The sequence below is a fragment of the Clostridium sp. KNHs205 genome (genome assembly GCF_000702945.1).
Lineage (GTDB): Bacteria > Bacillota > Clostridia > Lachnospirales > Lachnospiraceae > Anaerocolumna.
The window spans coordinates 146,766-159,005 of the sequence record NZ_JNLE01000005.1 but is presented as its reverse complement, the minus strand read 5'-3'; the positions used below and the strand labels follow the sequence as shown (position 1 = coordinate 159,005).

9 protein-coding genes and 1 other RNA gene are annotated in these 12,240 nt (G+C 34.9%); 7 read left to right on the top strand and 3 right to left on the bottom strand.

What is annotated here, in order from left to right; all coding sequences use genetic code 11:
- The first annotated feature begins 49 nt into the window (after positions 1 to 49).
- The 3 genes from secG (at position 50) to smpB (ending at position 3,552) form a co-directional block, all read left to right on the top strand.
- A complete protein-coding gene (gene secG, locus BR73_RS0120350; protein ID WP_033167763.1) occupies positions 50 to 286 on the top strand; it encodes a preprotein translocase subunit SecG in 237 nt (78 codons plus the stop codon).
- Positions 287 to 823: 537 nt separating this feature from the next.
- Positions 824 to 2,950 (top strand): ribonuclease R, encoded by a 2,127-nt coding sequence (gene rnr, locus BR73_RS0120345; protein ID WP_033167762.1) that lies wholly within the window; start codon positions 824 to 826, stop codon positions 2,948 to 2,950.
- Between the two features lie 134 nt (positions 2,951 to 3,084).
- Positions 3,085 to 3,552 (top strand): SsrA-binding protein SmpB, encoded by a 468-nt coding sequence (gene smpB / locus BR73_RS0120340; RefSeq protein WP_033167761.1) that lies wholly within the window; start codon positions 3,085 to 3,087, stop codon positions 3,550 to 3,552.
- 259 nt (positions 3,553 to 3,811) lie between these two features.
- On the opposite strand, the gene BR73_RS0120330 is transcribed toward smpB, so the two are convergent.
- Together BR73_RS0120330 and BR73_RS0120325 are read right to left on the bottom strand one after the other, a co-directional pair.
- Positions 3,812 to 4,153 carry a hypothetical protein gene (locus BR73_RS0120330; RefSeq protein ID WP_033167759.1) on the bottom strand — a complete coding sequence of 114 codons (342 nt, stop codon included), beginning with the start codon at positions 4,151 to 4,153 and terminating at the stop codon, positions 3,812 to 3,814.
- Positions 4,154 to 4,357: 204 nt separating this feature from the next.
- A complete protein-coding gene (locus BR73_RS0120325; protein WP_033167758.1) occupies positions 4,358 to 4,777 on the bottom strand; it encodes a hypothetical protein in 420 nt (139 codons plus the stop codon).
- Positions 4,778 to 5,223: 446 nt separating this feature from the next.
- On the opposite strand from BR73_RS0120325, the gene BR73_RS0120320 reads away from it, so the two are divergent.
- The 4 genes from BR73_RS0120320 (at position 5,224) to ssrA (ending at position 9,432) form a co-directional block, all read left to right on the top strand.
- Positions 5,224 to 5,493 (top strand): hypothetical protein, encoded by a 270-nt coding sequence (locus BR73_RS0120320; protein ID WP_033167757.1) that lies wholly within the window; start codon positions 5,224 to 5,226, stop codon positions 5,491 to 5,493.
- 117 nt (positions 5,494 to 5,610) lie between these two features.
- Positions 5,611 to 7,491 carry an HD domain-containing phosphohydrolase gene (locus BR73_RS27725; protein ID WP_197032708.1) on the top strand — a complete coding sequence of 627 codons (1,881 nt, stop codon included), beginning with the start codon at positions 5,611 to 5,613 and terminating at the stop codon, positions 7,489 to 7,491.
- Positions 7,492 to 7,839: 348 nt separating this feature from the next.
- On the top strand, positions 7,840 to 8,814 hold the full coding sequence (locus BR73_RS0120310; protein ID WP_051685444.1) for a hypothetical protein: 975 nt from the start codon (positions 7,840 to 7,842) through the stop codon (positions 8,812 to 8,814).
- A gap of 257 nt (positions 8,815 to 9,071) precedes the next feature.
- Positions 9,072 to 9,432: a transfer-messenger RNA gene (gene ssrA, locus BR73_RS28440) on the top strand.
- 356 nt (positions 9,433 to 9,788) lie between these two features.
- Here the strand turns inward: ssrA and BR73_RS27720 are convergent.
- Positions 9,789 to 11,759 (bottom strand): S8 family peptidase, encoded by a 1,971-nt coding sequence (locus BR73_RS27720; protein WP_051685443.1) that lies wholly within the window; start codon positions 11,757 to 11,759, stop codon positions 9,789 to 9,791.
- Positions 11,760 to 12,240: the final 481 nt, after the last annotated feature.

The following is a 12,240-nucleotide window of genomic DNA, read 5'->3' as shown; positions in this document are numbered from 1 at the left end:
TTAGGGCAGCCTGTGTTATAATCAAAACAGTGCGTTAGGAGGTGTCTTAATGGAAGTATTAAAAATAATAATCACTGTTATATTTGTGCTTGTATGCCTTTCCTTATCTGTATGTGTATTAGCACAGGAAGGTAAGTCTGCCGGACTTTCCGGTTCCATCAGTGGCTTAGCAGATACTTATTGGGGTAAGAACAGAAGCAGATCGAAAGAAGGCGGTTTATTAAAGGCTACCATCATACTTGGTGCAGCATTTATCGTTCTTGCTATCGTTTTAAATGTTCTTTAATAAGTTTTAGAATCAGATATGAGAAGCATCCCTGGATCCAGAAGCATAGGATTTCAGGGGTGTTTTTTTCTGTAAGTTCTCCCTGTGCCAAGGCTTTGTAAATGCAGGAATGGCGTGGGGATTTTGAAAATAAGATAAGATTTTTGGCAGTGTATCATTTTATTATAGAATAATATGATTAAATCAAAGGATCAGAAGAGCAGAATGATTTTTCTGAAACATTCTAATATTACTTGCAGCAAATTATTAATATAAATTATTTTAACCCGGTTTCAATGCAATTAATTTAAAGCCTGGAAGCTGTTCAAAATTTTATTGTATCTGATTCAAGAAATAAATACCCAGGTTAACCATGTAAAAGATGCCATCAAAAAATGGGTATATAATATCTTATAAGATAAGAAACTAATAAAATATAAATAAAATAACAGACAAACATAAGTCTGCAAGGCTAATAAAGATGTATTAAACACAGGAGAATTATGGTATACTATTTGTAACTAAACGGTGAAGGTCCGGCAGACAGAAAGAGGATATATGGATAAAATAATATTGGAAGAAAGAAAAAAAGTACTGCTTGAGTTTATAAGCAGCAAAGAATATCAGCCAATGAAAGTAAAAGATATGGCTGCAATTCTTCAAGTACCAAGAAATGAGAAGAGTGATTTTCGTGAAGTCGTAGAAGCTCTTATAGCAGATGGTAAAATAGAAGCAGACAATGCAGGTAAATACCGAATTTCGGATAATAATACAAAAACAGGTGTTTTTACAGGTACACAAAGAGGCTTTGGTTTTGTAATTGTAGAAGGTGAAGCAGAGGATATTTTTATACCGGAGAATGCCACCAAAGGTGCACTTCATAATGATAAAGTGCTTGTTACTGTACGCGAGAGCCGAACAGGAAAGCGTATGGAGGGAGAAGTCATCCGAATACTGGAGAGAAGTAATACAACAGTAGTAGGAACCTTTGAGAAAAGTAAGAATTATGGCTTTGTTATACCTGATAACACCAAGTTCGGAAAAGATATTTTTATTCAGAAAGAGCATACCAAAGGTGCAGTAAACGGACATAAGGTAATAGTTAAATTAACGAATTTCGGAGATAAGGATAAGAATCCAGAAGGAAGAGTTGTTGAAATCCTGGGGCATATCAATGATCCCGGAGTTGATATAAAATCCGTTATTGCAGCCTATAATCTGCCTCTGGAATTTCCAGAGGAAGTTATGAAGCAGGTGGAAACGACAGAGGAAGAAATCTCTGAGGAGGAGATAAGAGGCAGGAAGGATCTTCGTAAGCTGCAGACAGTAACCATAGACGGAGAGGATGCAAAGGATCTGGATGATGCTATAACCATATCAAAAGAAGGTGATATCTATCGTTTGGGTGTTCATATAGCAGACGTATCACATTATGTCAGAGAAAATACGCCACTGGATAAAGAAGCATTAAGCAGGGGAACAAGTGTATACCTGGTGGACAGAGTCATCCCCATGCTGCCTCACAAATTATCAAATGGTATCTGCTCCTTAAATGCCGGTACTGACAGATTAGCCTTAAGCTGTATAATGGATATTGACGATAAAGGGACTGTAATCGGTCATGAAATAACAGAGTCGGTAATATGTGTAGACCGGCGAATGACCTATACCAGTGTAAAAAAGATTCTGGAAGAAAAAGATGAAGCTGAAATGAAGGAATATGAAAAACTGGTTCCCATGTTTCTGCTTATGGAGGAACTTGCTGAAATATTAAGGGAAAAGCGAAGTAAAAGAGGTTCCATAGATTTTGATTTTCCGGAAAGTAAGATAATTTTAAATCAGGAAGGACATCCCATAGAGATTAAACCGTATGACAGAAACAAAGCAACCAGAATAATAGAAGACTTTATGTTAATTGCCAACGAAACCGTTGCAGAGGATTATTTCTGGCAGGAGATTCCCTTTGTATACAGAAGCCATGAAAATCCGGATTCTGAGAAAATAAAGGAACTAGGTATCTTTATCAATAATTTTGGCTATAGCATTCGTATAGGGCAGGAGGAAATCCATCCGAAAGAATTACAGAAATTATTGAGAAAAGTAGAAGGTACACCTGAAGAAGCGCTAATCAGCAGACTGACCCTTCGTTCCATGAAGAGAGCTAAATATACACCTGACAGTGATGGGCATTTTGGATTAGCAACAAAATACTACAGTCATTTCACCTCACCGATCAGACGATATCCTGATTTACAGATCCATCGCATTATAAAGGAGAATTTAAAAGGAGGATTAAGTGAGAAACGTTATAACCACTATCATAAAATTCTTCCGGATGTTTCAAGGCAGGCAAGCATAACAGAACGCCGTGCCGATGACGCAGAAAGAGATGTATTAAAGCTTAAAAAAGTAGAGTATATGAGTGACCGGATTGGGGAAGAGTTTGAAGGGGTTATTTCAGGTATTACAAATTGGGGTATGTATGTGGAACTCCCTAATACGGTAGAAGGTCTTGTCAGGGTTACTGACATGGAGGATGATTTCTACATTTATGATGAAGAACGTTATACCATGACTGGGGAGCACACCAGAAAGAGCTACAAGCTGGGACAGAAAGTTAAAGTCAGGGTCACAGCTACTGATAAATTACAGAAGGTTATAGATTTTGAACTGGTAGAAGAATAAATTACAATAATTAAGTTATATAGAATATTTAACTTAGGGTTCAGGCCTTTCAAGTGTAAGTGAGAATTTTCGGATAGCTTACACTTGAAGAGGTACATTTATTTAATGAAATTATTTATTCAGAAAGAGGTTGTATGGGAAAAGATGCTATAAAGATGATTGCCAATAATAAGAAAGCCAGATTTGACTTTTTTATAGAGGATACTTTTGAGGCAGGCATTGTTCTTCATGGTACAGAAGTTAAATCCTTAAGAATGGGTAAATGCAGTGTGAAGGAATCTTTTATCAGGATTGAGAACGGAGAGGTTTATATTTACGGTATGCATATCAGTCCATATGAAAAAGGAAATATTTTTAATAAAGACCCTCTTCGTGTGAAGAAGCTGCTGCTTCATAATTATGAAATCAATAAGATAATGGGAAAAGTGGCACAAAAAGGTTATACCGTTGTTCCGCTTACCGTGTACTTAAAAGGGAGCCTCGTAAAGGTTGAAATTGGACTTGCAAGAGGTAAAAAACTCTACGATAAGAGAGAAGACATAGCTAAAAAAGATCAAAGAAGAGAAGCTGAGAAAGACTTTAAGATAAAAAACCTTAATTAATAGTTTTATTGCTTCATAAGAGAATAATTAATTTAGAAAAACATGGGGAGAGGCAGAATATTTCATCTGCCTTATCAGCAGGCGCGTCTGAAACTTTTTGTACCGTTTTGAAAGCCCAATTAGGTGGTATTCTGCATTGTAATTTTGGGAGCGTAATTCCGCTACGTCCCCAGAATTGCACCTTGCCACCCATAAAGTGGAACCTCCAGCCCGGCACAAGCAGTTTTCAGATGCATCCTGGCATATAAAAATTTCCTGATTAGCAGGCATGATACCAGTATAATGATGATATTACAATTGAAGGACCGGCATTGAGGAAGAGGATTTTCGGTGTGAGATTAATGAATTTATCTACTTCACAGCCTATTTTTCTAACAGCTAATTCGGTTTTTGCACATTGCCCAAAGTTACAATAGCAAGCATAGATGCAGTCAAGAAACGGATTTAATTCATTACCAAAACATACTTTTTTACACTCGCCGATAAGCAGGCAGAACTCCTCTATGCGAAAGGTACAACCGGGAGTCTCTCTCTCTCTGACTGTTAATTTAACGTTTAAGTCAGAACAGGTATGATTGATAAACTCTTTAACTCCATCCATAAGCTACCTCCGTACATAATGTTGTCATAATCGACATGTTATAGAATAGTATATGTCATTTTATATTTTGTTGTGATGAATAAAATACCATAAAGCCATTCCATAGCACATCTGCAATCATAAGTACAAAATATTCTATATTGTCATATTGATAGACATCATCTGCATATTGTTTGTTTTTTCGTTTATTTGCTTCATCCAGGGTCATGGATAAAAGATTACCAAACAGATTTTCAAACTGATTCTCATTCCACTTATTATTAATAGATGCCAGCTCTGAAGACAAGGCTTTGGTATTATCCATCCATTGGGGGCGGAATGGTTAAAAGAATTTGAATCTCCGGTAATAGTGGCTTTAACCAGATCCATCGTCAGCCTGATGTGACCTCTTAAAAGATCCTCAATCTGTGCTGCTGTCTGGTCGCCATAATAAATGCGGAAAATACCTGCTATATCAATAGGAATTTCTAACAGTCGGTTTTCAATTACTTCCTGATCATTTATAGCGGCAGCAAGACTTACAATATAAAATCTCATCCACGTGGAATACTGTGTCAGATATAATCTAAGAATGTTTCTTAAGTCTTCTTTTGAATAAAATCCGGTTTGTTTGTCATTATTCACATACTTGCCTCATATAATTATACTTATCATATAAATGTAATTATCATATTAATGCAGTTTATTGTTAATTATATTTATATATAAACAGAAGAAAGCTTTCACCCTTATATTAGTAGGGAGAGAAATCGTCTGACTTATATAGATAATTACAATAAGCAAATTATATTTATAATCATTATATTATAATTTATATACAAGAAGAAGAAAAAGTTCCAGTTTAATAGAAAAATCACAGAAACAACCTGGCTGTTTCCTTAAGTGTTACAGCCTGCTTGTTTCCTTAAGGCGCTTGATTTTCTGACTAAAGTGTTATGAGGGTCAGATGTGAGTGCAATAAGATAACGATGCAAGTTATATATTAAACTGCATATAATAGTATGAACTGCAATTTTATATTCGCCCAGATTTTATACGCATGTTAAAGCATGCAGAAAGGAGTAAAATTTATGAAATATCAGGATTACGAAAAAATAGTGAAAGAAGCGTTACATGACTATCTCCAAAGAGGTGGTTCGCTGGTAGAAGCTGCTTTAAAAAATATTCCGAAGGAATACATATACGAATTTGATGACAAGTATCCGGAAGATACCAAAAAACAGCTTATAGATAAAGCACATCAAGCCATGCGGAACAGACAGGATTTACCGAATGGAATCCGTTTGGTAAAAGTAGTATTCATAATAGGTGAAAAAGAAGAAAGAATACGAAGAACATAAATAAAAATCGTAATATTCTATTGCAAAACTTTAATGATTGTGTATGATTGTAGTATAAACAACTAACGGACAACGCATTGGAGCTATAGTACATTACAGAAGATGGAGTTAGATAAAGTGGGCAGGATAAAAAGACCAATGAAATTCCGCTATAAAATAGGTGGATTGTTATTTGCATCAGTAATTATTGTTTCATGTATTTCTTCAATTGTGGAATTGGTTATTAACACCACATTTCTAAAAAATGAATTCACCGAGCAGCAGAATATGATTGGTCAGAGGCTGCTGAATAATCTGAGTAATACAGATTATATTAATTATCTGATTGAAAAGCCTATGGATGAAGAGGCGAAGCAGGTTCTGAATAATGTAATGAAAGAATATGAGAAAAAGGGAGATATCAATTTTCCTCTGGAAAATTTTCAGACAGGTGAAAATGATTTTGATCTCTATATTATAAATTATGATAATATAATAATATCATCGACTGATAAACAGGATATGGGACTTAATTTTAATGGTAATAACAGCTTTGTTGACTTTCTTGGTAAGATTCGTAAGGAAGGTAAATTCGTTGCATCCCGTATCGATTTATCTCTAGTTGATGGTATTATGACAAAATATTGCTATTTGCCCTCTAAAGACGGTAATTATATCTTTGAATATGGTGCACCAATTGTTCAGGATGAAAGTCTTATGAAGGGAATCAGTTTTGAAAATTTCTATGAACAGATACAGGCGGAGAATGTAGATGTTGATAGAATTCTATTATATAACTATCTCGGAGTATCTTATAAAAAAACACGTGATGGTAAGAATATCGTAATTGACAGCGACCATAGTGTATATTTTAAACAGGCTATGCAGACGATGAGTACGGTAAAGGTTACCAAAAAAGAAAACGGACAGAAGGTATTCTATCAATATATTCCATATAAAATCAATGGCTCCACAGGCGGTAATGAAATAAATGTCGTAGAAGTAATTTATAACAATAGCAGAAATGAAAAGTTAATAAAGAATTATATACTTCGAATCATAATGATTAATATATTCGGAGCTTTTGTTGCTGCAATTTTTGGGGTATACGAATCCAGAAAAATGATCAAACCTGTAGAAATCCTCACAGAAGGAGCTAAAAAGATAGGAACAGGTGATTTTGATCACGAAATAGCAGTAAAAACCAACGATGAACTGCAGCTGCTGGCAGACCAGTTCGTGAAAATGCAAGGACAGATAAAAGAACTTTTGCAGGAAAGATACCAGGCAGAGCAAAATCTTGAGAATAAGAATAAAGAGATATCAGAACACAAAGATGAAATAGAATCCCTTTATGAAGAAACCATATCCATCAACGAGGAACTGGAAACCTTATTTGCAAAAAATAAGAATAGTTACTTCGAGACGGTTAAAGTACTGGCCAATGTAATTGAAGAAAAGGATCTTTATACCGGAGGACATTGTGAACGGGTTATGATCTATTCCATGATGATAGGTGATGCCTTAAAAATAGGAGAACAGGAGAAGAGTGATCTTCAGTTCGGCAGTATTCTTCATGATATCGGAAAGATTGGTGTTCCTGAGTATATTCTTCATAAGAAAGAACGTTTAACCCAGGAGGAGTATGAGAAGATTAAGGAGCATCCGGAAATTGGATATCAGCTCTTGTCAAATCTGGATTTCTTAGACAGCAGCAGGCGTATCATCTATGAACACCATGAACGGGTTGACGGTAAAGGTTATCCCAGAGGTTTAAAGGGAGATGATATACATTTCCTTGCTAAAATCGTATGTGTTGCAGATGCATTTGATGCTATGACCAGTAATAGGGCATACCGAGCTGTTATGTCTGTCGACGATGCATTGAAAGAACTTATTGCAAACAAAGGGACTCAATTTGATGCTGAAATAGTAGATGCCTTTATAGAGTATTTCGAAACACAGGATATCAGAAGCAGGATGCCAATCCATTCGATAAGTTCAAAAATAATATCATAAAATATACGGAATAAGTTGAATATAAGTTCAATCTATAAAAGAGTATGGATGTCTGGTTTTACAGCATTTCTAACTTTTGGATGGTTGGACTTATTTCAGTTTTTTAAAAATATAGCTAAATATAATAAGTAATGTTACATTATTCTTTACGTTATGCAATATTGAATCATGTTTGCTGAAATGGTATTGTTAGTCTTAATAAAGGTTTGTGTGGCGAAAGGCTGGTTATTGAAGTAAACCTGTTTTATAAAAAAGTTGATATAAAGCTGGATAGAAAAAGGTATATGTATCATATCTCATAATCAACATAAGCGTTATAGCTGTGAATAAAAGAGGGAGGGTTATAGGATGAGTATGAATAAGGATATTGTAATGTACGACACCCAATATGGTTGTCTGACAGGAATAACAACACCGGATTACTACAAGAACGGAAAGCTAATGGAATGCTCCTTTGAGGAAAAAAATATTCTGCACACTCCTTACGGTGAATTTATACCTCAATACACAAACGAGGGTACCCGTAAAAAGTATATCAAATCTATATCCTTTTATGAAAAAGGTAATTTAAGGCGATTAGCCTTGGAAGAGCAGACGTTGATTCATACAACGGCAGGTGAGATACTGGCAGAGCTTATTACCTTTTATGAAAGCGGTGAAATAAAGCGTATTTTCCCGTTAAACGGTAAAATTACAGGTTATTGGACAGAAGAGAATGAATATGGATTGGCACAGCCAATAACCCTTAAGATGGATCATGGTTATGTGGAGAAAAAGTTTATCAGCTTGCATTTCTATAAAAAGGGTAATATAAAGAGTCTGACACTCTGGCCAAAAGAAACATTGTCAGTACCTGTTGGAGGTATTAATGTTAAAGTGCGTTTTGGTATAGCCTTTTATCCAGAGGGAAGTATTAAATCTCTGGAACCTGCGTATCCCTTATTTCGAAGTACTCCAATAGGTAAAATAGCCTGTTTTGATATGAATGCAAATGGAATCAATGGTGATATTAATTCGCTTAATTTTAACATAGATGGCAGTATTAAATCACTTATTACCTCTACAGATCGTATTAAGGTGCGACAAAAGAAGGATAACAGCATAGAAATTATTGAACCTTATTACAAGATTAGCTTGATAAATGACAGTGAAGAAGATATTGTACCAATAAAAATAGAATTTTCAGATAAGGGATGTATCCTTTACGGTAAGAATATATACAATTGCTCTTATAAGGATTATGAATTTGAAATAGAAAATATGGCTGTAACACCAAAGAGCAGCTGTAACGATTGTGCCTCCTGTAAAAGCAGTTGCGGCTGAATAAAGGAGGAGGGACTGTAGCAATACCCGGATGGATTTCACTGCTACAGTCCCCTTTTATGAAAAAAATTATTTAACCAAGAATTCTCTTGTGTCTACAATAGTTATTATATCGTTCATATATGTATATACTTTGAATAGAGTTTAAATATTATATTAATTTTTTTTAGACACATTTTAGACACAATTAGTGGTTATACTATGTATGTAATATTCATTAAATCGCATGTCTGCAAACCAAATTATTCCGAATATTCGGGGTTGTACTGGTTTCGACGGGGGTTTTGAAGTTGCGGAAGCCATTCGCGGACTAGGACCGCGTCATCAACTTAGAAATAAAATTAAACGCAGACGATAATTTAGCGTACGCTGCCTAATGGCAGCTGTCGAACTTAAGTTTCTTGCGGCTTAAGACCTCGGCATCAAATTAGCAAGGCACTTTGTCTTCAAAGCTTTGAGAAGATAAAAGAAACATGAAGCTACCAAAGTCATGAGCCTGTCAACCGGCGCTTGGCGGAGGGAACAGCAGGTAAGACCTGCATAAAAGATTGACTGTAATGGGAGATGCTGCAATGGATGGGCTTTCGGACAGGGGTTCGATTCCCCTCAGCTCCATTCTAAAACCTCAGTGTTTACTGGGGTTTTTATTTTTTTATTTTGCATTTCGTGTTGCTTTATTAACTAATTATTTTCAGAAAGTCTATTATATCATTCTTAATGCTAATCCTTCTTTAGTTTTATAATAAAATGGAGCACATAAGTTACCAAATTCATTATAGTATAGCTCAGCTTCTCTAAACATTTTCATTCATCTTTTATTATTTTTTGTATTCCTTCCGGGTTCTAACTTTGAGTTTAAGGGGTTTCAGCTTTCAGAGGATTTTTATAAAGTAAATTAAAGCTAAAAAGTAGAATAAGCCGAAAAGGAATGGAATTAATCAATCCTTTTCGGCTTATTATAATCAATTTGTTATTTAATAGTTACTAATTGAATCAAAGAGTGCTTTGTTACTATTATAATAAGTACTATTGATTGCATTTGCCTTGGTGGCATAAGTTGGTATTTTAAAAGTACCATCATATGTGCCTCTTATTGCCTGAGCAAAATCCGAAACATCACCTGCTGTATAGCCGGATATTCGGGTAATCAGTGCTCTAGCCATTTCAGTCGCACACTTTGACCTATTAGCAATATATGTCCAGGTATCTGCTCCTGAATCATGATTAATATAAGTGGTATCAGGCAGATAAGTACTATGTGAAAATAAATCTGTAGCTGTGTGCAAAGCTGTACCATACATAAATAATCTTTTATTTCTATCAGTTACTCCATTACTTCCAAGTACTTCTTTCCATAAAACACCACAAAATGTAGTAGCTGTTGCTTTACCATTAATATTATTATAGTCTGCCTGTGACATGTAAGAAGGTTTAGCCGGTGCCGTAAAGGTATTTGAATTTGTATAATCTTTCGGGAAGCCAAGTGCCACCCTGGTTAGTAAAATATAGGAAGCCATGTAGTTACAATATTGTTTCGTTCCGCTTGCATCAGTCCAGCTGGTAAACCCATGCCATTGGGGATATACTCCCATTCCTTGAATATTATATATGGCTTTATCCGGTGCAGCGGCACCCAGTTTAACTACTGCCAAAGCAGCTGCGGTTAAAATATTTCCAGTTCCCGCCAGCTCTTCATGTTTACTTGTAGCCCAGCTTCCGGTAACATAATCAATATCTTCGAATACAGTAATCTCACAATTATTTTCAATGTTATAGTTATTATCATCATTTATACTACTGGCTTGTACACTATTGTATGAACTTTTAAAGTCATCGTAGACCTCCAAGGCATACCCTAAATCAATAAGACCGTAACCGTATTCGTTACTATCTCCGTATTTATTGGCACTAACATCAAGTAATTTACGTATAAAATCTCTTGAGGAAGATAAATCTTTCTCCCATAGTATTGATGCTACTCCAACGACATGGGGTGCTGCCATGCTGGTTCCTTCAGAAACTGAGACCCCTCCAAATGCTCCGGTAGATAGAATTTGCTCACCTGGTGCCATTAATTCAAGTTCTGCTCCCGTAGCACTGCCGTCACTACGCTCACCTTTACTGTTTACAGCACCAACAGCGACAACTTCATCATATGCCGCCGGATATTCAATTGTACCATTATTACCTGCTGCTGCAACAATCAGGATACCTGCATTATAGGCATCTTGAATTGCATGCCTTAATGCTTCAGAGTTCGTAGTGGTACCAAAACTAATATTAATGATATTTACATTCTCTTCAATTGCCCAATATATTGCATCAATCACTCGGCTAATCGGAGCTTTATTCTCATGATCAAGCACTCTGGCAGAATATAATTCTATATTTGGATTTATACCCGTTATCCCTTCATCATTATCTTTTGCTGCCATGATACCAGAGATGCTTGTACCATGACCGCTGCTGTCTTCATATAAAACAGATACGTTATCTTCCCCCGGAATGAAGTTTTTTCTTTTATAAACGTCTATATCATCGGTATAATCAATTCCCGAATCTATAAGTGCGACCTTTACTTTTGATTCCGGAGTCCTTACAACAGAATCTGCATTTATCATTTGCAAATTCCATTCCGTTTCGGAATCTTTTAGAGTTAAATCATTTGTACTACTTTCATGGCTTACCTCAATATTTGATAATTCTTGCTGACTGCCATATACATAACTGTCTTCTTCAATTACCAAATTATTTTTATCTTTTTTCATTTTTGACATCTCAGAATAGCTCAAATCAAATGTATGAACCTTATAGTTTGAATTTTCATATCGTAAAACTAAATATTGCTTATCGGTTTGTTCTGAAATACCTTTGCCATATGTATTAAACGGTGTTGCTATAATACTGCATATAGCTGCTATTGCTATGACTTTTTTCTTATTCATTATATTTCCCCTCTCTTGTTTATCTATTAATAGGTTCTGAATACTTATTTGTAATTAATCCTCCTTTCTATTGAATTTTTAAAACTTGCAGACAATAAATTGGTAAATATTCCCTTGCAATATTAATTTTACATATATTTACTGCTGTAGTCAACTATTTATAGTTAATTTAAGCTTTTCGTAATATATTGTAATTTAATTTATATATTCATAATATATTTGTAAGTTTATTTAATCCTTTTGAATATATAATGAATTTATCAGACACATAACTTTCTCTAATTATCTTTATTATTTCTTATATGATAAAATTATCATATCATAGAACGATAATGTTTGAATGAAAAGCATTTTATTGAGGTTCCAAAATTAATGGTTTAAGTGATAAGGGGAAATCATGAGCAAATTCTATGAACTAGATTATTCAAGACATAATTATAATATAATCAAACAAAAGAAAATTCATTAAAATATAAAAATG

Coding starts and splice junctions, on each gene's coding strand:
- secG (WP_033167763.1), top strand. CDS start 50: ATGGAAGTATTAAAAATAATAATCACTGTTATATTTGTGCTTGTATGC.
- rnr (WP_033167762.1), top strand. CDS start 824: ATGGATAAAATAATATTGGAAGAAAGAAAAAAAGTACTGCTTGAGTTT.
- smpB (WP_033167761.1), top strand. CDS start 3,085: ATGGGAAAAGATGCTATAAAGATGATTGCCAATAATAAGAAAGCCAGA.
- BR73_RS0120330 (WP_033167759.1), bottom strand. CDS start 4,153: ATGGATGGAGTTAAAGAGTTTATCAATCATACCTGTTCTGACTTAAAC.
- BR73_RS0120320 (WP_033167757.1), top strand. CDS start 5,224: ATGAAATATCAGGATTACGAAAAAATAGTGAAAGAAGCGTTACATGAC.
- BR73_RS0120310 (WP_051685444.1), top strand. CDS start 7,840: ATGAGTATGAATAAGGATATTGTAATGTACGACACCCAATATGGTTGT.
- BR73_RS27720 (WP_051685443.1), bottom strand. CDS start 11,759: ATGAATAAGAAAAAAGTCATAGCAATAGCAGCTATATGCAGTATTATA.